The organism is Bradyrhizobium sp. LjRoot220, from assembly GCF_964252915.1.
In the GTDB taxonomy this organism is placed as follows: Bacteria; Pseudomonadota; Alphaproteobacteria; order Rhizobiales; family Xanthobacteraceae; genus Bradyrhizobium.
This window is the reverse complement of sequence record NZ_CAXUPS020000004.1, coordinates 450,459-474,870: the sequence shown is the minus strand read 5'-3', so window position 1 is coordinate 474,870 and position 24,412 is coordinate 450,459. Positions and strand designations below refer to the sequence as shown.

The 24,412-nt window shown below is 63.3% G+C and carries 27 protein-coding genes; 17 read left to right on the top strand and 10 right to left on the bottom strand.

Annotation, left to right across the window (positions count from 1 at the left end; all coding sequences use genetic code 11):
- Positions 1–65 precede the first annotated feature (65 nt).
- The gene (locus ACSQ84_RS20670) at positions 66–1,304 is read left to right on the top strand and encodes an amidase (protein ID WP_436213541.1); all 1,239 of its coding nucleotides are present in this window, start codon (positions 66–68) and stop codon (positions 1,302–1,304) included.
- 119 nt (positions 1,305–1,423) lie between these two features.
- On the opposite strand, the gene plsY is transcribed toward ACSQ84_RS20670, so the two are convergent.
- The 3 genes from plsY to ACSQ84_RS20655 form a co-directional block, all read right to left on the bottom strand.
- Positions 1,424–2,017, bottom strand: coding sequence for a glycerol-3-phosphate 1-O-acyltransferase PlsY (plsY, locus tag ACSQ84_RS20665; RefSeq protein ID WP_436213540.1), 594 nt, complete (start codon positions 2,015–2,017; stop codon positions 1,424–1,426).
- Between the two features lie 96 nt (positions 2,018–2,113).
- Complete coding sequence (locus ACSQ84_RS20660; protein ID WP_436213539.1) at positions 2,114–3,415, bottom strand: dihydroorotase; 1,302 nt, start codon at positions 3,413–3,415, stop codon at positions 2,114–2,116.
- 1 nt (position 3,416) lies between these two features.
- Complete coding sequence (locus ACSQ84_RS20655) at positions 3,417–4,370, bottom strand: aspartate carbamoyltransferase catalytic subunit (protein ID WP_436213538.1); 954 nt, start codon at positions 4,368–4,370, stop codon at positions 3,417–3,419.
- A 140-nt stretch (positions 4,371–4,510) separates the two neighbouring features.
- Here ACSQ84_RS20655 and ACSQ84_RS20650 point away from each other — a divergent pair, with 140 nt between their 5' ends.
- Genes ACSQ84_RS20650 through ACSQ84_RS20635 form a run of 4 tightly spaced genes read left to right on the top strand, consistent with a single transcriptional unit; the run spans position 4,511 to position 8,547 of the window.
- Positions 4,511–5,275: a M15 family metallopeptidase gene (locus ACSQ84_RS20650; protein WP_436213537.1), complete on the top strand. Its 765-nt coding sequence runs from the start codon at positions 4,511–4,513 to the stop codon at positions 5,273–5,275.
- 20 nt (positions 5,276–5,295) lie between these two features.
- The gene (locus tag ACSQ84_RS20645) at positions 5,296–6,939 is read left to right on the top strand and encodes an isovaleryl-CoA dehydrogenase (protein ID WP_436213536.1); all 1,644 of its coding nucleotides are present in this window, start codon (positions 5,296–5,298) and stop codon (positions 6,937–6,939) included.
- Positions 6,940–6,949: 10 nt separating this feature from the next.
- Positions 6,950–7,720, top strand: a complete 771-nt coding sequence (locus tag ACSQ84_RS20640) for a CPBP family intramembrane glutamic endopeptidase (protein WP_436213535.1) — start codon at positions 6,950–6,952, stop codon at positions 7,718–7,720.
- Between the two features lie 53 nt (positions 7,721–7,773).
- Entirely contained in the window at positions 7,774–8,547 is a 774-nt protein-coding gene (locus ACSQ84_RS20635) for a CPBP family intramembrane glutamic endopeptidase (RefSeq protein WP_436213534.1), read from the top strand.
- A 1-nt stretch (position 8,548) separates the two neighbouring features.
- On the opposite strand, the gene ACSQ84_RS20630 is transcribed toward ACSQ84_RS20635, so the two are convergent.
- The 3 genes from ACSQ84_RS20630 to ACSQ84_RS20620 all read right to left on the bottom strand — a co-directional run bounded on the left by ACSQ84_RS20630 (position 8,549) and on the right by ACSQ84_RS20620 (position 10,985).
- Positions 8,549–9,472 (bottom strand): AEC family transporter, encoded by a 924-nt coding sequence (locus tag ACSQ84_RS20630; protein WP_436213533.1) that lies wholly within the window; start codon positions 9,470–9,472, stop codon positions 8,549–8,551.
- A 2-nt stretch (positions 9,473–9,474) separates the two neighbouring features.
- Positions 9,475–9,957, bottom strand: a complete 483-nt coding sequence (gene ruvX / locus ACSQ84_RS20625; RefSeq protein ID WP_436213532.1) for a Holliday junction resolvase RuvX — start codon at positions 9,955–9,957, stop codon at positions 9,475–9,477.
- 92 nt (positions 9,958–10,049) lie between these two features.
- Entirely contained in the window at positions 10,050–10,985 is a 936-nt protein-coding gene (locus ACSQ84_RS20620) for a cyclase family protein (RefSeq protein ID WP_436213531.1), read from the bottom strand.
- Positions 10,986–11,210: 225 nt separating this feature from the next.
- Here ACSQ84_RS20620 and ACSQ84_RS20615 point away from each other — a divergent pair, with 225 nt between their 5' ends.
- Complete coding sequence (locus ACSQ84_RS20615) at positions 11,211–11,426, top strand: hypothetical protein (protein WP_436213530.1); 216 nt, start codon at positions 11,211–11,213, stop codon at positions 11,424–11,426.
- Here the strand turns inward: ACSQ84_RS20615 and ACSQ84_RS20610 are convergent.
- Positions 11,413–12,294, bottom strand: a complete 882-nt coding sequence (locus ACSQ84_RS20610; protein ID WP_436213529.1) for a LysR substrate-binding domain-containing protein — start codon at positions 12,292–12,294, stop codon at positions 11,413–11,415. The two genes, ACSQ84_RS20615 and ACSQ84_RS20610, sit on opposite strands and share 14 nt — an antisense overlap.
- A gap of 104 nt (positions 12,295–12,398) precedes the next feature.
- Between ACSQ84_RS20610 and ACSQ84_RS20605 the strand changes: the two genes are divergently transcribed.
- Positions 12,399–13,373, top strand: a complete 975-nt coding sequence (locus tag ACSQ84_RS20605) for an NAD(P)H-dependent flavin oxidoreductase (RefSeq protein ID WP_436213528.1) — start codon at positions 12,399–12,401, stop codon at positions 13,371–13,373.
- 53 nt (positions 13,374–13,426) lie between these two features.
- A complete protein-coding gene (locus ACSQ84_RS20600; protein ID WP_436213527.1) occupies positions 13,427–13,999 on the top strand; it encodes a carboxymuconolactone decarboxylase family protein in 573 nt (190 codons plus the stop codon).
- Between the two features lie 124 nt (positions 14,000–14,123).
- Here ACSQ84_RS20600 and ACSQ84_RS20595 read toward each other — a convergent pair whose 3' ends face one another.
- Positions 14,124–14,288, bottom strand: coding sequence for a hypothetical protein (locus ACSQ84_RS20595; protein WP_436213526.1), 165 nt, complete (start codon positions 14,286–14,288; stop codon positions 14,124–14,126).
- Positions 14,289–14,688: 400 nt separating this feature from the next.
- Here ACSQ84_RS20595 and gatC point away from each other — a divergent pair, with 400 nt between their 5' ends.
- The 9 genes from gatC to ACSQ84_RS20550 all read left to right on the top strand — a co-directional run bounded on the left by gatC (position 14,689) and on the right by ACSQ84_RS20550 (position 22,060).
- Complete coding sequence (gene gatC, locus ACSQ84_RS20590; protein ID WP_436213525.1) at positions 14,689–14,976, top strand: Asp-tRNA(Asn)/Glu-tRNA(Gln) amidotransferase subunit GatC; 288 nt, start codon at positions 14,689–14,691, stop codon at positions 14,974–14,976.
- Between the two features lie 27 nt (positions 14,977–15,003).
- Complete coding sequence (locus ACSQ84_RS20585) at positions 15,004–15,216, top strand: hypothetical protein (RefSeq protein WP_192733684.1); 213 nt, start codon at positions 15,004–15,006, stop codon at positions 15,214–15,216.
- Positions 15,213–16,685 (top strand): Asp-tRNA(Asn)/Glu-tRNA(Gln) amidotransferase subunit GatA, encoded by a 1,473-nt coding sequence (gene gatA, locus ACSQ84_RS20580; protein WP_436213524.1) that lies wholly within the window; start codon positions 15,213–15,215, stop codon positions 16,683–16,685. Before ACSQ84_RS20585 ends, gatA begins: the two co-directional genes overlap by 4 nt.
- A 2-nt stretch (positions 16,686–16,687) precedes the next feature.
- On the top strand, positions 16,688–16,981 hold the full coding sequence (locus ACSQ84_RS20575) for a hypothetical protein (RefSeq protein WP_436213523.1): 294 nt from the start codon (positions 16,688–16,690) through the stop codon (positions 16,979–16,981).
- Positions 16,978–18,462, top strand: coding sequence for an Asp-tRNA(Asn)/Glu-tRNA(Gln) amidotransferase subunit GatB (gene gatB, locus ACSQ84_RS20570; RefSeq protein ID WP_436213522.1), 1,485 nt, complete (start codon positions 16,978–16,980; stop codon positions 18,460–18,462). Before ACSQ84_RS20575 ends, gatB begins: the two co-directional genes overlap by 4 nt.
- Positions 18,463–19,918: 1,456 nt before the next feature.
- Positions 19,919–20,182, top strand: a complete 264-nt coding sequence (locus ACSQ84_RS20565) for a hypothetical protein (RefSeq protein ID WP_212266315.1) — start codon at positions 19,919–19,921, stop codon at positions 20,180–20,182.
- A gap of 240 nt (positions 20,183–20,422) precedes the next feature.
- A complete protein-coding gene (locus ACSQ84_RS20560; RefSeq protein WP_436213521.1) occupies positions 20,423–20,929 on the top strand; it encodes a GNAT family N-acetyltransferase in 507 nt (168 codons plus the stop codon).
- A gap of 34 nt (positions 20,930–20,963) precedes the next feature.
- Positions 20,964–21,176, top strand: a complete 213-nt coding sequence (locus tag ACSQ84_RS20555) for an acyl carrier protein (RefSeq protein WP_436213520.1) — start codon at positions 20,964–20,966, stop codon at positions 21,174–21,176.
- Positions 21,173–22,060, top strand: coding sequence for a Pnap_2097 family protein (locus tag ACSQ84_RS20550; protein ID WP_436213519.1), 888 nt, complete (start codon positions 21,173–21,175; stop codon positions 22,058–22,060). The genes ACSQ84_RS20555 and ACSQ84_RS20550 overlap by 4 nt, the downstream gene beginning before the upstream one ends.
- Positions 22,061–22,099: 39 nt before the next feature.
- Here ACSQ84_RS20550 and ACSQ84_RS20545 read toward each other — a convergent pair whose 3' ends face one another.
- Positions 22,100–23,332: an HlyD family secretion protein gene (locus ACSQ84_RS20545; protein WP_436213518.1), complete on the bottom strand. Its 1,233-nt coding sequence runs from the start codon at positions 23,330–23,332 to the stop codon at positions 22,100–22,102.
- Entirely contained in the window at positions 23,325–23,768 is a 444-nt protein-coding gene (locus ACSQ84_RS20540) for a hypothetical protein (RefSeq protein WP_436213663.1), read from the bottom strand. Before ACSQ84_RS20540 ends, ACSQ84_RS20545 begins: the two co-directional genes overlap by 8 nt.
- Between the last annotated feature and the right edge of the window lie 644 nt (positions 23,769–24,412).

Here is a 24,412-nt window from a genome sequence, read left to right as displayed (position 1 = left end):
CCCTGCGGTTGCCCCGTTCCGGACCGCTCCGTAAAACCCGTTGGTCCGCCGCAGGAGGAATGTCCATGATCGCGCTCGCCGACCTTCAACACCGTATCGCGCAGGGCGATCTTTCCGCGGATGCCGCGATTGCCCGGTCGCTGGAGGCGATCGGCGCGCAGGAGAAGACCATCGGCGCCTTCGTCTGCCATGACGCAAATATCCGGGCGGCCGGCGCAGGTCCGTTGCGCGGCATTGCCGTCGGCATCAAGGACATCATGGACACCGCTGATTTCCCGACCGAGATGGGCTCATCGATCTACAAGGCACATCGATCACGCGGGGATGCGGCGGTGGTGATGGCGCTGAAGGCGGCGGGCGCCAGCATCATCGGCAAGACCACGACGACGGCGTTTGCGTCTACGGATCCGACCGCGACGCTCAATCCGCGCAACCATGCGCATACGCCGGGCGGATCATCGGCGGGCTCGGCGGCGGCGGTGGCGGCCGGCATGATCCCGCTGGCGCTGGGGACGCAGACCGGCGGCTCGGTGATCCGCCCGGCGTCGTTCTGCGGCTGCGCCGCGATCAAGCCGTCCTACCGCTTGCTGCCGACCGTCGGCGTGAAGTGCTATTCGTGGACGCTGGATACGGTCGGACTGTTCGCGGCCGGTGTCCGCGACGTCGCGCACGGGCTGGCGGCGATCACCGGCCGGGATGAATTTCTGCCGCAGGCGTCGGTGCCGACGCCGCGCATCGGCGTCGTGATGCAGGATTTCGCCGGTGCGCCGGAGCCCGAAGGCGCCGAGGCGCTGCAGATCGCCGCCAAGGCAGCGGAGCGGGCCGGTGCGTCGGTGCGCACGCTGGCGCTGCCGGAGATCATTGCCCAGGCGTGGCGCGAACACCCCACGGTGCAGGAATTCGAGGCGCATCAGGCGCTCGCCTGGGAATACCGGGAGCATTACGACGCTGTCGCGCCGAAGCTGCGCGGGCGCCTCGACGAGAGCAAGGGCATGACGCCTGCTGCTTACGACGAGGCGATGCGAGTTACGCGCCAGGCGAGAATCGCGCTGACGAAGATTTTCGATGATTTCGACGTGCTGCTGGCGATTTCAGCCCCCGGTGCGGCGCCTGCGGGATTGGGCTCGACCGGAGACGCCCGTTACAACCGGCTGTGGACACTGATGGGGACGCCTTGCGTCAACATCCCTGCGCACATCGCCGCCGGCGGATTGCCGGTGGGTGTGCAGGTCATCGCGCGCTATGGCGACGATGTGAAGGCACTGGCGGCGGCGCGGTTCGTCGAGGAGGCGCTGGCGCGGTGATGCGCCGTCATTCCGGGATGGTCCGTAGGACCAGACCTCAGGTGCGCAATTGCGCACCGGGGAATCTCGAGATTCCGGGTTCTCGCTTCGCGAGCCCCGGAATGACGACAAAGATGTCGTCATTTCGCGCCGATCTTGCTTTCGGTCCCGGCCTGCAACCGCCCGATGTTTTCGCGGTGCGCGTAGAACAGCAACAGCGTCATCACCACAAACAGCGAAGCCAGCGCCGGCTGGCCGAACCACCACAGGAACAGCGGCGTCACGAAGGCTGCGATCAGTGCCGAGAGCGACGAGAAGCGCGTGATGGCGGCGGTCGCGAGCCAAGTCACGCAGAATACGATGGCCGCAGGCCACAACAGGCCGATCAGCACGCCGATATAGACCGCGACGCCTTTGCCGCCCTTGAACTTCAGCCAGACCGGGTAGAGATGGCCAAGAAAGGCGCCAAACGCGGCCAGCATCGCGGCATTGGGGCCGCCGTAATAGCCGCAAAGGACAACCGCGACAGTGCCCTTGAGTGCGTCACCGATCAGCGTTGCGGCAGCAATGCCCTTGCGGCCGGTGCGGAGCACATTGGTGGCGCCGATACTGCCGGAGCCGATCGAGCGCAGATCCTGCGTGCCGGCGAGCTTGGTCAGCACCAGCCCGAACGGAATCGAGCCGAACAGATAGCCGACGAAAAACGCAACGACGAGGAATAGTTCAAACGTCATCGCCATTGCTCCTGCCGCGGAGTATTTCGCGAGCGTTTCTTTTTTGACGCATTCTCTTGACGCGAACCGGTACCCACTTCGCTTGAAAACGCTCTGCTAGACATGCTCATAGACCGTCCGTCCGCCCACGATAGTACGGACGACGCGGCCGGAGAAGCGGGCTTCGTCGAACGGCGTATTCTTGCATTGCGATTTGAGATCGTCGCGGTCGAGCACCCAGGGCGTATCGGCGTCGATCACGACGACATCGGCAGGGGAACCCGCACGCAGCGAGCCGCCGGGCAGGCCGAGCAGTTCCGCCGGCCGCGTCGACATCGCGCGGATCAGGGTCTTGAAGTCCATCTCGCCATTGTGAATCAGCCGCAGGCCGGCCGGCAGCATGGTCTGCAATCCGACCGCGCCGTGAGCCGCCTCCGCGAACGGCAGCCGTTTCACCTCGACGTCCTGCGGGTTGTGATCGGACATCACGACGTCGATCAGGCCCGAGGCCACGGCCGCGACCAGCGCCAGACGATCGTCCTCGGTGCGCAGCGGCGGCGACAGCTTTAGGAACGTCCGGTACGGGCCGATGTCGTTTTCGTTCAGCGTGACATGGTTGATCGAGACCGACGCGGAGACCGCGAGCCCTGCGTCGCGCGCACGCTTGAGGATTTCGAGCGACTCGATGCAGCTCAGTGACGCTGCGTGATAGCGGCCGCCGGTCAACGCCACCAGCCGCATGTCGCGCTCCAGCATGACCGCTTCGGCGGCGTTGGGAATGCCGACCAGCCCGAGCCGTGCGGCGAACTCGCCTTCGTTCATCACGCCTTCGCCGACCAGATCAGGGTCTTCGGTGTGATGCACGATCAGCGCGTCGAAATCGCGTGCGTAGGTCAGCGCGCGCCGCATCACCTGCGCGTTGGTGACGCTGCGGGCGCCATCGGTGAAGGCGACGGCGCCGGCGGCCTTCAACAGGCCGATCTCGGTCATCTCCTCGCCATTCATGCCCTTGGTCAGCGCCGCCATCGGGTGGATGTTGACGATCGCGGTGTCGCGCGCCCGGCGCAGGATGAAATCGACGGTGGCCGAATTGTCGATCACCGGCGAGGTGTCCGGCTGGCAAATGATGGTGGTGATGCCGCCGGCGGCCGCGGCCTGGCTGGCGGAAGCAAAAGTTTCGCGGTGGCTGGCGCCGGGCTCGCCGACAAAGGCGCGCATGTCGATCAGCCCCGGCGCCACGATCTTGCCGGCGCAATTGATGATGTCGGTGCCTTCGGGGACGCCGGCCGCACCGATGCCGCGCTTTGAATCGCGGATCATGCCGTCGGCGATCAGGACGTCACCGGGGCCGTCGAAGTCGCGCGAGGGATCGACGACACGGGCGTTGGCGAGCAGGATGGGGCGGCGATCGGTCAGCATGTCAGGCGTTCGGCAGGTTGCGGGCGAGTGCTTCGAGCACCGCCATCCGCACCGCCACTCCCATTTCGACCTGTTCGCGGATCAGCGATTGCGCGCCATCCGCCACGAATGAATCAATCTCGACGCCGCGGTTCATCGGACCGGGATGCATCACCAGCGCATCGGGTTTGGCATAGGCGAGCTTCTTCTGGTCGAGACCGAAATAATGGAAATATTCGCCTGACGACGGCACGAACGAGCCGTTCATGCGCTCGCGCTGCAACCGCAGCATCATGACGATATCAGCGCCGTTGAGGCCCTCGCGCATGTCGCGAGCCACCTCGACGCCCATCCGCTCGATGCCGCGCGGCAACAGCGTGGAGGGCGCCACCACGCGGACGCGGGCGCCCATGGTGTTGAGCAGCAGGATATTGGAGCGAGCGACGCGGGAATGCATCACGTCGCCGCAGATGGCGATCACGAGGCCTTCCAGCCGGCCTTTGTTGCGGCGGATGGTCAGCGCGTCCAGCAGCGCCTGGGTCGGATGCTCGTGGCTGCCGTCGCCGGCGTTGATCACGGAACCGTCAACCTTGCGCGCCAGCAGTTCCACCGCACCCGAGGCGTGGTGGCGCACCACCAGGATGTCCGGATGCATGGCATTGAGCGTGACCGCGGTGTCCATCAGCGTCTCGCCCTTGCGGATCGACGACGAGGACACCGACATGTTCATGACGTCGGCGCCCAGCCGCTTGCCCGCGAGTTCGAACGAGGATTGGGTCCGGGTCGAGGCCTCGAAGAACAAATTGATCTGGGTGCGACCGCGCAAACTGGTGCGCTTTTTGTCGACCTGGCGGTTGAGCTCGACATATTCCTCGGAAAGGTCGAGCAGGCCGGTAATATCGGCGGCGGAAAGCCCCTCGATTCCCAGCAGATGCCGGTGACCGAGGACGAAGGTCGATTTCGATGCAGGGGTCATTAAAACGAGAGCTATAGGCAGACTCCCGATGCGGGGCAAGGGCGAATAGGGGGCTTGTGAGTTATCCCCCGGTCTGTCGCCGCGCAGGGTAAAGAGGGTGCCGCAATGTGGCCGCGTTCAGCGCGCGGGGAAGGCGTTCAATGCAGAAATGGTACGTTATTTTAGCGATCGGATTAACCGGATTTGGCCTGTCCAGCCCGCAGACGGCGAACGCGCAAGGCCTGCCGGGCGGGTTTGTGTATTTGCGCGATATCGATCCCGGCATCATCCAGGACATGCGCTACGCCACTTCGAACAACTTTGTCGGCAAGCCGCTGCGGGGGTATGACGCCGGAGAATGCGTCGTGAAGCGCGAGGTCGCCCTGGCGCTGAAGAACATCCAGCAGGAACTCGCCAAGCAGAAGCTTTCTCTGAAGATGTTCGACTGCTATCGGCCCGAGCGCGCGGTGGCCGACATGGTGGCGTGGTCGAAGAACGGCAAGGAGACGCCGGCCGAGCGCCGCTTCAACCCGACCTTTCGCAAGGCCGATCTGTTCCGGCTAGGCTATATCGCGACCCGTTCCGGCCATTCGACCGGCGCCGCGCTCGATCTTACCCTGGTCGATCTGACCGCCGACAATTCCGCGAAATTCGATCCCACCAAAGCCTACGCTGACTGCACCGCGCCCGCCGAGGCGCGGGCGCCGGAGGGCAGCGTCGATATGGGTACCGGCTATGATTGCTCCGACCTCAAGTCGCATACCGCCAGTCCCTCGATCACGCCGGCACAGCGGAAATGGCGCAATGTGCTGGTCGCCGCGATGGCGAAGCAAGGTTTTGTGAACTATTCGAAGGAGTGGTGGCACTTTTCGCTGCCGGGGGTCGGCCGGCAGGCCTATGATTTCCCGATCACGCGACGGAATTGATTCCCGGAGCAAGACCAGCCATGAGCCAGGCATCGTTCGCGACCCACGAGGTCTTCAACCAGTCGCCGCCGTTCGAGGATGTAAATCTGTTCGCGGCCGACCGGCCGCTTGCCGAGGCGGTAGCCGCCAATGGCGGCGCGCCGGCGCAGCAAGAACTTTCCGAATTCGGCAGGCATTGGGGCTCGGCGGCGATGGCGGCGCGGGGCCGCGTCGCCAATGAGAACACGCCGAAACTGCGGACGTTCGATTCCCGCGGCAACCGCCGCGATGAAGTCGAGTTCCATCCGGCCTATCACGAGCTGATGGCGCACTCGGCGCATGCCGGCGTGCATAATTCGACCTGGAACGCCGAGGGCAAGCCGGCTGGCGGCGCCTCGGAAGTGGTGCGGGCAGCCAAATTCTACATCGCCGCGCAGGTCGAGACCGGACATCTGTGCCCGATCACCATGACGCGCGCCGCGGTCGCGGCGCTCGCGGAAGCGCCGGATCTGCTGGCGAAGGTGATGCCGGTGCTGGCGAGCCGTTCCTATGATCCGAGCTTTGCGCCGTGGTGGACCAAGCGCGCCATGACGGTCGGCATGGGAATGACCGAGAAGCAGGGCGGCACGGATGTGCGCTCCAACATGACGCGCGCCGAGCACGACGGCGATGCCTACCGCATCACCGGCCATAAATGGTTCATGTCGGCGCCGATGTGCGACGCGTTTCTGGTGCTGGCGCAGGCCGATAACGGCCTGAGCTGTTTCTTCATGCCACGCTTCGCGCCCGATGGTTCCGTCAACGCGATCCGGTTCCAGCGGTTGAAGGACAAACTCGGCAATCGCTCCAACGCGTCCTCCGAAGTCGAATTCACAGGCGCCTATGCGCTGCGTATCGGCGACGAGGGCAAGGGCATCCGCACCATCATTCAGATGGTGCAGCTGACGCGGCAGGATTGCGCGATTGCGTCCGCCGGCCTGATGCGCTCGGGCCTGGCGCATGCGCTGCACCACGCAAGGCACCGCAGCGTGTTCCAGAAACACCTCGCCGACCAGCCGCTGATGCAGACGGTGCTCTCGGACATGGCACTGCACGTCGAAGCTTCGATCGCGCTTGTCATGCGGCTGTGCCGGGCGTTCGACCGGGCGCCGTTGGACGCCAAGGAGGCCGCTTATATGCGGCTGCTGACGCCGGCGATCAAATACTGGGTCTGCAAGAGCGCGCCGGGCTTTCTCTACGAGGCGATGGAGTGCCTCGGCGGCAACGGCTATGTCGAGGAGGGCATTCTGGCGCGGCATTACCGGGAGTCGCCGGTCAATGCGATCTGGGAAGGCTCAGGCAATGTGATGTGCCTCGACGTGCTCCGGGCGCTGTCGCGCGAGGCCGATGCGGCAGCGGCGGTCTTGCACGAACTGACAGGCGAAACGCTGGGCCTGCCGGGGGCCGGCGAGGCGGTCGGCTTCATCGGCAAGGCGTTCCGCCGGCCCGACAGCGAGCGGCTGGCGCGGCTGGCGGTCGAAAAGCTGGCGCTGCTCGCTGCCGCCGCGGCGCTCAACGCGGTGTCGCCACGGCATGCGGAATTGTTTGCCGCCACGCGCCTCGCCGGGAATCACGCCAGCATGTACGGCGCGGTCGATCTTGCCCAAGCCGACGTCACCGGATTGCTGCAACGGGCGCTGCCCTGAAAGTCAGTTGATGGATTCTCTCAGTCTCGCACAGCCGCCCGCTCTCGTCGCGTCCCTCGAGCGTCCGCCCCGGATCTGGAAGTTCTGGGGCACCGCGCTCTGGGGGCTGTTCATTTTTGGCGGGATGTTTGTCGGCCAGGCTGTGGTCATCGCTTACTTCGTGTTGCGGCAGGGTTCTTGGGATTACGCCGCGATGCTCAGTGTCGTCGGCACCGGGCTGACGATCTCGCTATCCGTGATCATGGGAGTGCCCGCGGTGCTGCTCGCGGCCTGGGTCGCGACGCGCGCCTCGCGCACGCCATTTGTTGACTATCTCGCGCTGCGCGGGACCTCGTGGCAGAATTTCCTGATCGGTGCGGTCTCGCTGGCCGTGCTGGTCGGCGGCTGGGACTTGCTGTCACGCGCGCTCGGGCGCGAAATAACGCCGGGCTTCATGGGTGAGGTGCTGAAATCGGCGCAGGCCGATGGCGCGTTGTGGCTGCTGGTGATCGCATTCTGCGTCGCTGCGCCGATCTCGGAGGAGATTATGGCGCGCGGCTTTCTCTATCGCGGCTGGTCGGAGTCGTGGCTCAGGGTGCCCGGGGCCATCTTCCTGTCGTCGCTGGTTTGGACCTCGATGCACCTGCAGTACGGCTGGTTCTTCTTCGGTGAGGTGTTCACCATTGGCCTACTGCTCGGCTATCTGCGCTATCGCAGCAACTCAACCTGGCTGACGATCGCGCTGCACGGTCTCAACAACACGGCGGCGACGATTCAAACCTTCTGGCTCGCCGGGCAATAGCTCCCGACTCGAACCTGACGCCGCGCCGGTGCGACCAAGGCGTGGAGGTTCCCATGTCATCGCTCGAGATTTCCGCGCCCCCCGCTTTGCCTGTTTCGCCACGTCAGCCCCGTACCTGGTATTTCCTGGGCACGATGGTGATCGGGTTGGTTGCCTATGCCGCGTTCAATCTCGGCCACTTGGCGGCGATGGTCGTGGCGTTCATCTGGCACGGCGATCTGGACATGACCGAGGCGCAAATCGTCGAATTGGCGTCTCAGGGCGGCAACATCGCCGCGGGGACGATTGCTGCATGTCTCTTCGTTCTGGCCGTGCTCTGGGCGGCGATCCGGATCGCGAGGCAGCGCTTCACTGAATATCTGGCGCTGAACTGGCCGAGCCGCGACGAACTCCTTTGCAGCCTCGCGATAACTTTGGCATTCCTGCTCGCATGGCTTCTGCTTTCGTCTCTCACGGGACATTCGACGCCTGCATTCGTGATCGACAGCTACCGCTCTGCGCAAGACGCCGGGCTGTTGTGGCTGTTGTTGATCGGCTTCTGTGTCGCGGCGCCGGTCACGGAGGAATTGGTGGTGCGTGGCCTGCTGTATCGCGGCTGGTCGCAGTCCTTTCTCGGTCCGATCGGCACGATCGTGCTGTCATCGGCGCTGTGGGCGCTGATGCACCAGCAGTATAGCTGGTACTATGTTAGCCAGATCTTTCTCGTCGGCCTGATCTTCGGGCATCTGCGGCGCCGAAGCGGTTCGACCTGGCTTACCGTGATCAGCCACGGCTTTTTCAACCTCGCAGTCCTGGCTTACGTCGCCCTGAAACTTGCGTACTTTTGATCTACCCGACCAATGCGATCGCGATTGGCATCGTGATCGCCGCCAGAATCGTCTGCAGCGTGATGATCTGCGCCAGCAACGGCGCGTCGCCACCCATCTGCCGGGCCAGCACATAGGCGCTCGACGACGCCGGTACCGCCGCGCATGCGGTCACGATCGCCAGATTCGAGCCTGACAACCCGAACCACAGCGCCAGCGCAACCGCGATTACCGGCATCAGCACCAGCTTGAGGAACACCGCGACCGACGCCGCAAGGCTCGGGCGGAACAGGCCTTCGAGGTGCAGGCCGGCGCCGGTCACCAGCAGGCCGATCGCCAGCGAGGAACGGCCGAGCGCGTCGGCAACCTCATGCCAGAGTCTTGGGAGCGGGACGTGGGTGACGTTGAGTACGAGTCCGATCACGCAGGCCCAGATCAGCGGATTGCGCACCACGGTCATCGCGATGGATCCGACCGGCCGCTTTTCGGACGAGGCATAATGCGCAAGCACGGAAACGCTGAACACATTGACCAGCGGGATGATGGCGACCATCGCCACCGAGGCGAGCGCCAGCCCGGCATCGCCGAACAGATTGCCGGAGACGGCCAGCGCCACATAGGTCTGCCAGCGGATCGCGCCCTGGAAGATCGAGGTGAAGGCCGGGCCGTCGACTGCGCCGCGGGCGAGCAGGGGCCGCAGCGCGAGGCACAGCAGCGACATCAGCAACGCCGACAGCAGCAGCGCGCCGCCGACCCCGGCGATGGGGACCCTGGAAAGATCGGCCTTCACCAGCGTCTGGACCAGGAGCACCGGGAACAGCACGTAATAGGTCAGGCGCTCCAACCCGTGCCAGTGCGTCTCCAGCGGCATCAAGCTCCGCTTCAGGATGAAGCCGAGCACGATCAGCAAAAACACCGGCAGCAGCGCCGCGACCACCACCGCCATGTTCAGCGCTCGCCGCGCAGCGTGGCGAGCCGGTCGAGCGCGCCCTGCAGGATGAAGATCGCGGCATGCTCGTCGATCACCTCGGCGCGGCGGGCGCGGCTGACGTCCATCCCGATCAGTTCGCGCTCGACGGCGGCCGTTGAGAGCCGCTCATCCCACAGCGCGATGGTGAGGTCGGTGAGTTTGGAGAAATTGCGCGCAAAGGCGCGAGTGGATTGCGCGCGCGGGCCCTCGCTGCCGTCCATGTTGATGGGCAGGCCGAGGATGAAGCCGACCGCGTTGCGCTCGCCGGCGATGGAAAGCAGCCGCGCCGCGTCGGCCTTGAAAGCCTTGCGGTGCAGGGTCTCGACGCCGGTCGCCAGCCTGCGATCGGCATTGGATACTGCGACACCGATGGTCTTGGTGCCGAGATCGAGGCCGACCAGCGCGCCGCGCTCGGGCCAGTGCGTGACCGCTTCGATCAAAGGGAGAATTGGGGCAGGCATGGACCCGCATACCACGCGGCCAGTTGGTCATGCAAAGCCGGATGCGGCGTGGCGTCCATGCGAGAACGCCACGCCGTTTGTGCGATGCGGCCCTACCGGATTGCGACCGGGTTGATCATGCTCTGCACGCCGCCCTTGAAGCGCGGCTGGCCAAGCACGAACAGGAACTCATAGGCCTTGTCCTTGGCGAGCTCGGCGGTGTTGATCACTTCGAGAATGTAGGTGCCGTTCATCGGCAACAGGATCTGGTGCACCTCGAAGATGTTCTTGGTTTCGAACGGGACCGCTTCGAGACCCCAGGTATCGGCGCCGACTGCAACCACGCCTTTGCCGGTGAGGTATTTGGCACCTTCGACGCCGAGGCCGGGTTCGCCGGCGCCAAAGCGCTTGTCGTCCTTGCCAATCAGGCTGGACCAACCGGTGTGGAAGAGCACAACGTCACCCTGACGGATCTCGACGCCTTGCTTCTTGGCGACTTCCTCGATTTCCTTGACGTTGAAGGCGGTGCCTTCCTTGACCACGTCGGTGCCGTAGTGGGCCGCCATGTCGAGCAGCACGCCACGGGTCACCATCGGTGGGATTTTTTCGACACCGAGTTTCTTCAGGCCGGTGGGATCGGCGAAGTCGAGTAGCTTGTTGCCATTGTAATAGACATGTTCGACGCCGATATGGCCGAGGCCGTCGAGCTGACTGCCGACGCCGACCCAGCCTTCGATGATGTCGTCATTATAGGTGGTCTTGCTGGGTCCAAGGCCGGGAATGCCGGCTTGGCCGGGCTGGACGACGGTGATCTTGAAGGCGCGCGGCGGATAGGCCGGCATCTTGGAATCGACGGGAAAGCCCAGCGCGTAGGTCTTGCCAGTCTTGACGAGGCCGGCCGCTTTCACGACCAGCTCCGGGGTCATATAGTTGGCGGCGCCGATCTCGTCGTTCGGTCCCCATTTCGATTTCGTCCAGTCTTGAGCGCTTGCCGTTCCAACCGTTCCCAACAGGGCAGCCGAACAGCACAACACGAACGCGTTGCGCATCGCAGATCCTCCCAGATTTGACGTTATGGTTCTTGGTGGTTCTTGGTGGTTCTTGGTCGCTAGCGCCTCATACTAACGTAGTAGTGTGCGACGATCCAAAATATTTTGATGCGGCTGTCCGCGATCGAAGGTGCGCAGCACGGGCTGCGCAAATTTTCTTTTACAGAAATGAAATGTGGCAACGAAATTTCGCAGGGCGGAATGGACGCGCGATGAGGTACCGCGATGGATGCATTGCAATTGTTCGGGTTGTTCGCGGTGACCGCGATGCTCGTTTGTTACGCGCTGGAAGACCGCAGCCACTGGTTCATCATCGGCTTCGCCGGTGCGTGCGCGCTCGGTTCGGCCTACGGCTTTTTGCAAGGCGCCTGGCCGTTCGGCCTGGTCGAGGCGGTCTGGACCGCTGTCGCGCTGCGGCGCTGGACTCTCAGGCGGCAATGACCTCGCCGTTGTTGCTCAGGCAGGCGGTAAAGCCTTGCAGCGCGCTATATTGGTGCGCGCTGCGGCGCTGGATGAAGAGGGTATCGACCCCCGACTGAGCGGCCTTCAGCTTGTGGATGTTGACGGTCTCGTTGCGCCCGACCACAGCGCGCGGCAGTAGCGTCACGCCCATGTCGGCGGCGACGCAGCCGATCATGCCATCGAGCGTGCCCAGTTCGAACCGCGCCGCGGATGGCCAGCCGAACTCGGAAAACACCTGTTCGAGCCGCTGCCGATAGCTGCAGCCGGTACGGAACACCAGCGCGGTAGGCCCCGATTCCGGCGTGCCCGCGCGCAACGCTGCAAGGCTGGTCCAGCGTCGCGCCGTCACCAGTACGAGTTCTTCGGTGAAAGCGGTCACAGCGCTGAGCTCTGCGTGATCGATCGGACCGGCGACGAAAGCGCCATCGAGCGACCCGTCGAGCACGGCAGCCACCAGGTCAGCGGTCGGAGCGGTGCGCAGGCTCAGCCGCACCGCCGGATAGCGGTGGTGAAATTCGGCAAGCAATGGCGGCAGGCGCACCGCGGCCGTCGTTTCCATCGAGCCGATCGACAGCGGTCCCTTGGGCTCGCCATCGTCGCGTGCGGCCAGCAGCGCTTCGCGCGACAGGGCGGCCATCCGCTGCGCATAAGGCAGCAAACGGCGGCCGGCGCCGGTCAGCGTCATGCCGCGGCTATGCCGCTCGAACAGCGCGGTGCCGATCTCGGCCTCCAGCGCTTTCACCCGCTGGGTCACGTTGGACTGCACGGTGTTGAGTTCGTCGGCGGCGCGGGTGATGCCACCGAGGCGCGCCACCGTCGAGAAGGTCACGAGATCGCTCAATTCCATGGACGGCTACCGTTTCATTTTAGAGATAGCAGAATTCTCAATAAATCATTTATCGAGAATGCTATCCAGGTCTACACTGACTGTCCAGATCAGGAGCCGATATTATGTCGATCGAAACGTCATTGACCGCGCTTCTAGGCATTCACCATCCGATCCTGTCGGCGCCGATGGATGTGATTGCAGGCGCACGGCTGACGGAGGCGGTCAGTGCCGCCGGAGGCTTCGGCATTCTGGGCGGCGGTTATGGAAACAAGGTCTGGCTGGAGCAGGAGACGGCCAAGCTCAAACGCATATCCGCTCCCTACGGCATCGGTTTCATCACCTGGAGCTTGGCAAAGCAGCCTGAGCTGCTCGACGTCGCGCTCGCGCCGCGGCCGCGCGCGATCATGCTCTCGTTTGGCGATCCAAGGCCGTTTGCGACCAAAATCAAATCCAGCGGCGCGTTGCTGATCTGCCAAGTGCAGGACGACGGCATGGCGCAGATGGCACTCGATGCTGGCGCCGACATAATAGTTGCGCAGGGCAGCGAGGCCGGCGGCCACGGCGCTTCCCGCACCACGATCGACATCGTGCCGGCGATTGTCGATCTGGTGGCCGGCCGGGTACCGGTCGCAGCCGCTGGCGGAATCGGTGACGGCCGCGGGCTAGCGGCAATGATGATGCTCGGCGCTTCCGGCGTGTTGCTTGGCACGCGCTTCTACGCCAGCCAGGAATGCGATGGTGCGGATGAAGCCAAGAAGCGAATCTGCGCCGCGAGCAGCGGCAACAGCGTCAGGAGCATCATTTTCGATATTTCCCGCAACAACGTCTGGCCGGCGCCGTTCAACGGCCGCTGCCTGATCAATGATCACGCGCGGCGCTGGCTGGGACGCGAGGTGGAACTGATGCAAAACGTCACGGCGGTCGCGGCCGAATATGCCGCAGCGCAGGCCGCCAGAAACTTCGATATCGCCGCCATCATCGCCGGTGAGGCGGTCGGACTGATCCATGATGTTCCGCCGGCGGCCGAGATTGTTGACAGGATCGTCACCGAGGCCGAGCAGATATTGGCGGGTCGGCGCAACTCTTCCACCGCCTAAGGTGCCTGACGCGCGTACCGGCTACATCATCTAACCCTTAAAACGAGATAAAAATGCTGCACCCCGACCGCATGCCGCCCCTTGCACTTGAGCAGATGGATGAAGCCCAGCGGGCCGCCGCGCAGGCACTGATCGCCGGACCGCGGAAGGCGGTCAAGGGTCCTTTTATCGCCTTGCTGCGAAGCCCACTTCTGATGGATCGCCTGCAGCGGGTAGGCGAGTACATTCGCTTCGACAGCAGCCTTCCACCCCGGCTTTCAGAATTCGCCATGCTGGTAGTCTCGCGGGCGTGCACCCAGCAGTTCGAGTGGTTCGTGCACGTGCCGCTAGCGCGGAAGGCCGGCACCAGTGCGGAAACCATCGAGGCCGTACGCTGCGGGCGTAGGCCCACCGACATGCATGCGGACGAAGCGCTGGTTTACGATTTCACGCACGAACTGCTCGCGCACAGCGGCGTCTGCGATGCGACCTATGCGATTGCCGTGGGACGGCTGGGCGAGCGCGGGGTCATAGACCTGACCGGACTGATCGGCTATTTCCTCACCGTATCGTTGGTACTCAACGTCGCGCATACGCCGCCGGAAAGAACCGATGATGTGGTCGCACTGCCGACGCTGCCCTTGTAAGCGCGAGAGCCAGATCAGCCCCTCGTTTCGTTGATTCCAACATGCCACCAGCTGACACGGGCGCTGGCGGGTGCCGCGCTGGCTCGGCTGAGTTTGCTGGCTTAGCGTCCGGAGGCAATCAGCGCTAATGCGCCGGCTCGTCGCGTTTGACGTCCAGATGCTCAACGGCCAGCGACCGATAATGGGCGGCCATCTCCTTGTAGTGACGTCGCGAGATCGGATCGGTGGCGTTTTCGGCGCGCCGCTCGAACATCTCGGCTTTTTCCTGCAGCTGTTTTGCTTTGGACATGGTGTTTCTTCATGTTCGTCAGGTCAGGCACGCCAGATATAAGATCGCGACGCCAAGCACGCCACCTATCGACCAGAGAGCAGGGTCCCAACTTTCCGTTACTGCGCTGTCGTGTTCCGTCGTCCACATGGCACGGTCTCCAAGTTGATGGCCGAGTACACGCCGCGACTGTTTCAAAACGACTGCGTCAGCTCCCAAATTGGTTTCGTCGGCGGCTTTTCCCCTCGAAATCCCGGACTCCCGAGCGCGGGCCCCGGTGCATTCGGTTTGACCCGGCATTTCCGCCCGATTTGGCGGTATTTGAGCCCCGAAATGCCGGCGTGGCGGTTCCCCATGGTTGCGGCGGAAAACCGGGCTCTGCTATACGGCGGGTGCGATCCCCCGTTCGAGGCTTATATTAATGTCCGTTGATGCCGCTACCGTTCGCCGCATCGCGCATCTTGCGCGAATTGCGGTCGCCGAGGCCGAGGTTCCCCATCTGCAGGGCGAGTTGAATGCCATGCTGGCGTTTGTGGAGCAGCTTTCGGAGGTGAACGTCGACGGCGTCGAGCCGATGACCTCGGTGATCCCGATGGAAATGAAGAAGCGGCCGGACGCGATCAATGACGGCGAGATCACCGACGACGTGGTCAGAAACGCGCCCGACACGGTGAACCATTTCTTTCTGGTGCCCAAGGTCGTGGAATAACTTTTTTCTTTCGAGATCGGAAGTCCGATGTGCATGCTCTGCGACGATGAAAAGGCCTACCAGGCCTACATGAACTATCTCGACGCGATGGAGCGGCAGGGCAAGGTCGCCGATCCCGACAAGGCGATGGATGCCGTGCTCGATGCGCTCGAGGCGTCCGAACTGACGCGGCCCAAGCAAGACGACCCTGCCAACGACAAGACCCTGTCTCCGTTCTTCTGCAGCCCGATCAATAAATGACCGATTTGATTTCGATGACGATCGCCGAGGCCAGGAATGGCCTCGCGAACAAGACTTTTACCTCGCTTGAACTGACCGACGCGCATCTTGCCGCGATCGAGGCGGCACGCGCGCTCAATGCCTTCGTGCTGGAAACGCCCGATCAGGCCCGCGCCATGGCGCGCGCGATCGACGCCAGGATCGCCCGGGGCGAGGGCGGTCCGCTGGCCGGCATCCCGCTCGGGATCAAGGACCTGTTTGCGACCAGGGACGTGCGCACCACCGCGTGCTCGAAGATCCTCGGCAATTTCGTGCCGCCCTATGAGTCCACCGTCACTTCGCAGCTCTGGCGCGACGGCGCGGTGATGCTCGGCAAGCTCAACAATGACGAGTTCGCGATGGGCTCGTCGAACGAGACTTCGTGCTTCGGCCCCGTGGTCAATCCGTGGCGCCGCGCCGGCTCCAACACCACGCTGGTGCCGGGCGGCTCTTCCGGCGGATCGGCCTCCGCCGTGGCGGCGCTGCTTTGCATGGGCGCGACCGCGACCGACACCGGCGGTTCGATCCGCCAGCCGGCGGCGTTGACCGCGACCGTCGGGGTCAAGCCGACCTATGGCCGTTGCTCGCGCTGGGGCATCGTCGCGTTTGCGTCCTCGCTCGATCAGGCCGGGCCGATTGCGCGCACCACGCGCGACGCCGCGATCCTGATGCGCTCGATGGCCGGTCACGATCCCAAGGACACCACGTCGGTCGATCGCGCGGTGCCGGACTACGAGGCCGCGATCGGCAAATCCGTCAAGGGCATGAAGATCGGCATCCCCAAAGAGTACCGCCTCGACGGCATGCCGGCAGAAATCGAAAAGCTCTGGAGTGAGGGCGCAGCCTGGCTCAAGGCCGCCGGCGCCGAACTGGTCGAGGTGTCGCTGCCCCACACCAAATACGCGCTGCCGGCCTATTACATCGTGGCGCCGGCCGAAGCGTCGTCGAACCTGGCGCGCTATGACGGCGTGCGCTACGGCCTGCGCGTGCCCGGCCGCTCCATCGGCGAAATGTACGAGAACACCCGCGCCGAAGGTTTTGGCGACGAGGTGCGCCGCCGCGTCATGATCGGCACCTACGTGCTGTCCGCCGGCTATTACGACGCCTATTACCTGCGGGCGCAAAAAGTCCGCACCCTGATCAAGCGGGACTTTGAGGATTGTTTTGCGAAAGGCATCCACGCGATCCTGACGCCGGCGACGCCATCGGCGGCGTTCGGCGTCGGAGAGAAGGGCGCCGATCCTGTCGAGATGTATCTCAACGACATCTTCACGGTGACCGTGAACATGGCGGGATTGCCGGGCATCGCCGTTCCCGGCGGCAAGGACGCGCAGGGGCTGCCGCTCGGCCTGCAATTGATCGGGCGCCCGTTCGACGAGGAGACGCTGTTCGCGCTCGGCGAAGTGATTGAGCAGGCGGCCGGACGTTTCACGCCGCCGAGGTGGTGGTAGCGATGAGCGACTTCCGCGCCAGTTTATCGGACGCTGCTCCGGCACCTGGCCTGGAGCCGCCGCTGGCCGCACTGTGGTGGGCCGCCAAGGGCCAATGGGACGAGGCGCACAAGATCGTCCAGGACGAAGACACGGCCAGCGCAGCCTGGGTGCATGCCTACCTGCATCGCGTCGAAGGCGATCTCGGCAATGCCGGCTACTGGTACCGGCAGGCGGGCCAGCCGGTGGCAAACGATTCTCTGGAAGCCGAATGGGAGCGGATCGTGTCCGCGCTGCTCGGGAGTGGAAAAGCATGAACGCGACCGTCAAGCCGGCAAAGCTGATCAAGGGCGCCACCGGCGATTGGGAAATGGTGATCGGGCTGGAAGTCCACGCCCAGGTCACCTCCCAATCAAAGCTGTTCTCGGGGGCCTCGACCGAATTCGGCGGCGAGCCGAATACCCATGTCTCGCTGGTCGACGCGGCGATGCCGGGCATGCTGCCCGTGATTAACGAGGAATGCGTGCGGCAGGCGGTACGGACCGGGCTTGGGCTGAACGCCCAGATCAATTTGCGCTCGGTGTTCGACCGCAAGAACTATTTCTATCCGGACTCGCCGCAGGGTTACCAGATCAGCCAGTACAAGTCGCCGATCGTGGGCGAGGGCGTGGTCGAGGTCGAACTCGACGGCGGCCACAGCGTCGCAATCGGGATCGAGCGGCTGCATCTGGAGCAGGACGCCGGAAAATTGCTGCACGACCAGAGCCCGACCATGTCCTATGTCGACCTCAACCGGTGCGGTGTGGCGCTGATGGAGATCGTGTCAAAACCCGACATCCGCGATGCCGAGCAGGCCAAGGCCTATGTGACCAAACTGCGCTCGATCCTGCGCTATCTCGGCACCTGCGACGGCGACATGGAGAAGGGGTCACTGCGCGCCGACGTCAACGTCTCCGTGCGCAAGCCCGGCGGGCCGCTCGGTACCCGCTGCGAGATCAAGAACATGAACTCGATCAATTTCATCGGCCAGGCGATCGAGTACGAGGCGCGGCGCCAGGTCGAAATCATCGAGGACGGCGGCGCGATCGACCAGGAAACCCGGCTTTACGATCCCGGCAAGGGCGAGACGCGTTCGATGCGCTCCAAGGAAGAGGCGCACGACTACCGTTACTTCCCCGATCCCGATTTGCTGCCGCTCGAGTTCAGCGAAGCCTATGTCGCCGGCCTGAAGGCGGAGCTGCCGGAATTGCCGGACCCGAAGAAGGCCCGCTTCATCGATAGCTTTGGACTGTCGCCCTACGACGCCAGCGTCCTGGTGGCCGAGCGTGAGAGCGCGGACTTCTACGAAACCGTGCTGGCAGGGCTCACCGACAAGGTGCGCGACGGCAAGCTCGCCGCCAACTGGGTGATCAACGAGCTGTTCGGGCGCCTCAACAAGGAAGGCCGTGATATTACGGGCTCGCCGGTGTCAGCGACGCAGCTCGCCGCGATCGTCGACCTGATCGGCGAGGGCACGATCTCCGGAAAGATCGCCAAAGACCTGTTCGAGATCGTCTGGCAGGAAGGCGGCGACCCGCGCGCGCTGGTCGAGGCGCGCGGCATGAAGCAGGTCACCGACCTCGGCGCGATCGAGAAGGTGGTCGACGACATCATCGCCGCCAACCCGGACAAGGTCGCGCAGGCGAAAGCCAAGCCGCAACTCGCCGGCTGGTTCGTCGGCCAGGTGATGAAGTCGTCCGGCGGCAAGGCCAATCCGCAAGCCGTCAACGATCTGCTGAAGGCGAAGCTCGGCATCTGAAGCGTACCGTAACGGGACGCTTCTCGTCGTCATTGCGGTCAAATTCAACGCACGCAATCGTGCATCGATCGTTCGGCGCCAACCGAAATTCACGTCACGACGGCAAACGCGCCCCGCGAATCGGTCGCCGCGATTCGTCCAAAAAATCGGTTTTGGCGAGCGCCGATGAGACGCCAAGGCGGTTTCCACGAAAATTTTTTCATTGCCAAAATTTGCGACTCAGAGTCCGAGCGAACCGCTTTTGGGCGGTCTCGATGAGTCGCGATGACGTCGATTGTGCAGCGATCATTGCCAGCGTGAATCGCGAAAACATCTATAGTACTAGTGTTTCCTTCAATATTGACAAACGCCGATGCCGATCGTTGCTGCACTTTTTGCATCGTTGCGCGGGCATGTTGCGGTGTCGTCGAGCGACGTTTCGGGCGCGCTCTCACATTGCGGCGTCAACACTTCCTTAAGCGGGACGCTGTTTTTTTGAACGTGTTGGTGTATTCGGGATGTAGTGCACATCGATTCCCGAGTGCACACAGCGAACTAAGCCATCTCACTTACATTAGGAGGGCAACATGGCCAAGAAAGCTAAGAAGGCAAAGAAGGCGAAGAGCGCAGTGAAGAAGACTGCGAAGAAGACCCGCAAGGTCGCCAAGAAGAAGAAGTAACTTCGCTTCTCCAAGAATTGCCGGCGGCTTGATGCCGGCACGTCACACGAGCCTTCGGACGATCTGCTCTCCGGAGCAAGTCTAAATCGGATGGCTCTGGTCGACGAAAGAGGGTGTCGGCGAGACATCAGGTCAAACGGCTGGATCGACTTTCGGGAGAGTTCGCTTTCCCAAAACCGGTCCGGCAGAAGAAACTGGTTTTCTTCGTTCGGTGCGGAATCTTTGCTCCGCAATTTCACCGGGCCCTGAGCCCGGCTGAAATCTGGTCCTGACGTGTTCGCCGACGCCCTCGTTCCCCGGAACCCCTCCCGTTCCGATGGCCGCGCCTCCGGCGTTCGGCATTCGATCCCTCCGATTCCTTTACCTGCCTGTCCCGACCGCCTGTGGCTGACGCGGGTCGTGGCAGATTGCGCCGCCGAGCAGCGGTTGCGCCGCGCACCGCCGCCGATCCATCATTGGAACTTTTGCAACACCGCCGATCCGTTTGCGCCGACGTTGAGGCGCGCGAAATGCAAGATGTCGCGGATGGTTATCGTTGTGCGAAACGGCAGGGTAAACCGGTCTTCATAAATTCCAACTTGTCGCTGCGGCACAGGCAGTTCTGCGATTCCATGCTCGCAGTTCCGCGCCCGCGTTTACGCCCCGTTCATCGCGATATTTAAACTGCCCTTCAAATTTGATGGGCCATGATGATCCCAACAAGCCGGCAAACGGCGTGGGACGATAACGGGACGTTAGACAGTGGACAGGGGCCGCGCTCGGGGGAGGGCGGCAACGATAAAAAAGGGGTGACGACGATGTTTCAGGGACAGTTCGATCTGGAGACGGCAACGCCGGTGGAAACCGCAATCCCCGACCTGCTGTTCGAGCGCGGCCTGTATTGGGCGAGCGGCCGTTCCGGCGTCGTCAATCTGGTCGCGGCCCATAAGTGGTTCAATCTCGCCGCCCTGAAGGGCCGCACCGACGCGATCTCGATGCGCCGCGAAGTCGCCGAGATGATGTCGGATGTCGAGATCGCCACGGCGCAGCGCGAAGCCCGCGCCTGGATGACCTCGCATTAACACCTTTCGCTTTGGCGAGCAGGCGGCCGCAAGCTGTTGAGCGCGCCGCTCGGGTCCGGTCGCCCATGCGCGCCGGCCGGTAACTCTCGGAGCAGATATCCGACAGAGGAGCGGAACCAGTGGGCAGCCTCCCCGACTTCGGGGATGTGGCGGATGAATTTGGGATCGCTCTGGCCCCTTCTTGCTCCCTGGCATCTCAGCAAGCATAACTGGACGATGCCGGATGGGTGAGAGGGGATGATGTCCCAGGATTTTCCGCTCGTCGAGCTTTCGAGCCTCGGTCCTGAATATGCCCGGGATGGCCGTGAGGTGACATTGCGCCCGGCCACCATGGAAGATGCCGAGGCAATGTTCCAATGGCAAACTGACGACCGCACGCGGCGCTATGCCCGCAATCCCGTCAAACCGACGTGGGATGGGCACGTCAACTGGCTGCAGAATTATCTCGCAAATCCCAATGGACACCTCTGCATCATCGATCACAACGGCGAGGCGTCGGGTATTTTGCGCTTGGACCGTGAAGGCGATTGCTTGTACGAGGTGACTGTGGTCACCAGTCCGAAGAAATACCGGCACGGTGTGGCGGTCCCGGCCCTCAATCTGGCGCGGCATTGGTTTGCCCATGCGCGGCTCGTCGCCGAAGTGCTTCCCGGCAATGAGGCATCGAGGCGAATGCTGGTGGAAGCCGGCTATCGCGAAGTTAGCGCCGGACATTATGCGATGGACCCGCTGCGGACGGAATCGTGACCGCGGGCACGATCCAATCCTGATTGGAGGCAGTATGACCGAAGACGAATTCTGCGTTATCGTGAAGCGGGTAAATGCCCGGTTCGACCCCTCCTGGCTTACTCAGGCCGTGGAAGATACGGTTCTGGACTCGCTGGAACTGATGGAATTGCGGTCCGCCCTCGAAACGCGGCTTGGGCGTGCGATCCCCGACACACAATGGTTCGACAGCAGGACTCTCCAGGATCTTCTGCGGGGGATCAATTGAAGATACCGATCAATATGCCGCAGGTGGTGGCCAACGGTCTTTCCGAAAACTGGCTGTTCAAACACTGCGGCGATATGCACTGGCAGGGCATCTGCCGAGCGCTCGGCATGCCGTCGGGTGCGATCTGTGACGAAGCGGGCGGGCGGCTCTACCCCACATTCGTCGCTATCTCCTTGCGATCCAACCGCCCGCTGGCGCACATTCAGGAAAATGACGAACTCGACGCGAAAATCGATCTCGGCAATTACGGTCGCTCGTTTTTCTGCAGCAAGGTGAGCGTGACCGGCCACGACATGGTCACCAGGCTGGAGATGATTACGGCGTTTGCATCGCGCTCGACGGCCGGGAAAAACGCGCTGAAGAAATCCAACCCGCCGGTCTCCATCGCCTACGGCTGCGCCGAACTGACCGAGCCGCCGGCGTTGCTGGATCAGGCCAAGCGCCTGCGGAAAAACGACACCGCGGACCTCTTCGTGCTGGACCGAAAGGTCGGAGCCGATCGGACCGGCCTCAATCTGACGGCGCCCTATGAGCCGAGCCCCTATATCGATTTCAACGGTGCCAATCTGCTCTACTATGCGGCCTATCCGACCATCTGCGACTCGATGGAACGTTTGTTGATCCGCAAGCACGGGCTTGCGGACCTGAACGAGGACTGGTGCCTCGAAACCTCGACCACCGCGCGCGACGTCTACTATTATCGCAACCTCGACATCGGGGACACGGTCGTTGTTCGCATCAACCGTTTCGAGCCGGCGAATGCCGGGTTCTATCTGTCCACCACGCTTTTGTCGGAAAGGGACGGGTTGCCGATCGCCGATGTTTTTACGCTGAAGGCGAGGCGGCGCGACCCCTCCGGTAACGAAGCGTGGGGCCGGCCGTAACCGCCGCGACGGTCGCCTGCTCGCTTCCGCCGTCGGGGCTCAGTGCCCGCTCAGCACCAGCGTCTTGATCGGCAGCAGCACGGCCTGGATCCGCAACAGAATCGCATGCACGAGGCCGGTGGCGTCGACGACATGCAGCGCGAAGCTCTTGAACGCGCCGACCTTGCCTGAGGCGATCCGTTCGTGATTGCTAGTGTAGGCGTTGGCGACACAGGAGCTGCCCGGTGTCACGCCGTCCAGCCCGCCCTTGTAGATCGGCTCCATGAACACGAGAATGGTGCCGGGGCGCACGGTGTTCTGCGCATCGATCAGCTGTTCGCCGCCCCTGAACTGGCCCGCCGCGATGTAGTCCTGCACCTGGGTCACCACCATCGGAATGATCGTCCACGGCTTGGAAATGCAGGTGGCCTCGGCCACCATTCCGACCCTCATGACCTGAGCCTCGATCTGCCCAAACCCCGCCGCCAGAGCAATCCGTCCCGCGCCCTGCGGAATCAGAACGCCGGCCGACCGGATCATTGGATTGACGATGTCGCCCGGCCGCAGGCCGAACTGCTCGACCCGCCCGTCGACACCGGCGCGAATGAAGGTCTTGTCCAGATCGACCTGCGCTTCGGCCAGCGCGGCCTCTGCGCTGGCCTTCTCGGCCGGGAGCAGGGCGGTGAGGCGGATGGTGGCGGATTGTTTGGCAGCGGTCGCGGCGTCAAGGGAGCCCTGGCGGCCCGCAACGGCCACACCGAGTTTTTCGATGTCGCGCTGCGGCACGATTCCGGGGTTACGCCGCTGCAGTTCGCTTTTGGTGTCGAGTTCGTCCTGCGCCTGCTGCAGGGCGCCCTTGGCCTCCTGAAGCTGGCCTTCCGCCTTCATGATATCCGCCTGGGCGGACAGCATGGCGGCATCGACCTCGGCGATCTTGCGCTTGGCGGTCAGGAGCGCGGCCTCCTGCTTGGCGCTGTCCAGCCTGAAAAGCACGTCACCTTGCTTGACGGTCGCGCTGAGTTCGACGTTAACCGCCGCCACCCGGCCCGCGACTTCGGGCACGATCGGAACGGTGCGATAGTACAACGTCGCCGACGTGGTCGACGGATGATAATAGAAGATCATCGTGATCAGCGCGACCGTGAGCATCAGGCAGCCGATGATGCCAAATCGCAGCTCGAACCAGACTGAATAGAGCGTGATCTCCTTGCCGATGCGCTTTCCCTGCCAATAGCGGCGATAGAGATAGTCCGGCAAGACAGTCACGAGCGAGCAGAGGATGATCTCAAGCATGACCCGGTGCCTCGCTCTTGGCGGCGGCGCCATGCGTGCCGGCGGCGTGGCCTGCGGTTTCAGCAGGCGGCGCGGTCGGATCTGGATCAGGGGGAACGCCGGCCAGCTTTTCGACCGATCCGGCGATCCTGCGCAGCGGCGTGCTGAAGTCCGGCAGGTCGATCATGGCGAGGAACAGGCCGATCACCCAGAACAGGTGGTTGTGGGTAAAGAGCGCCAGCAGGCCGAGCACGGCCACGACCTCAAACTGGAACTTCTGCGACTTGTGCGCCATTCGTTCGGGCAAGGTATGCAAATGCAGATACAGATTGCCGACTCCCAGAACGACACCGATCAGGAAGATGCCGACGACGATCATCAGGACGTCGGTGTCACCCGGAGCCGTGATGAAGCCGGGGAGATGATGAGGGGCGGCAGGATGAATAGATTCGCTCACGCAACTCTCCAGTCCGTATAGCAAGCCGAAATTGCAAGTCAAAATAGCAAGCCGGAACGGCAAGCAACGCACCAACGAAGGCAGTTGCATCTTTGCATACTGCGGGAACTTGGCAAGCACGGGTTGTCGTTTCGAGTCGGCACGTGATTTGTCTGTCGCAACGCGGAAATTTGGGATTTCAATTGCGATAGTCAGGCTCGAGAGCCGCTTGCAGGCAGATATCGGCGCGCGTGACAGTGCAACTTCGCACGATGCTGTCATCCCCCGCCCGAGTGCGCAATTGCGCACGGGGGGCGGGGGACCCAGTACGCCGCGGCTTATCGGTTCTATCATCGGCGTCTCTGGATACTGGGTCGCCCGGTCGAGCCGGGCGATGACAGTTGAACGTGTGGCCGCATTCTCGCGACGCATTGCGCCCGAGTCTTGCTGGTTACTTTTCGCCCTCGAAAATAAGAGGGCGCAGGGAATGCCGGATGCGCGCTGCACCCGCGATCTCGTGTGCAATGTGCACAAGAAAGTGCGCACACGAGCATACAGGGCAGCGGAGAACATCCGACATTCCCTGCGCAATGGCTTTACGGCTTATAACGAGCTCTCCCCGGAGAACGGCTCTTTTGCCTCCGTTGCGCCCTGGAAGCTATTGC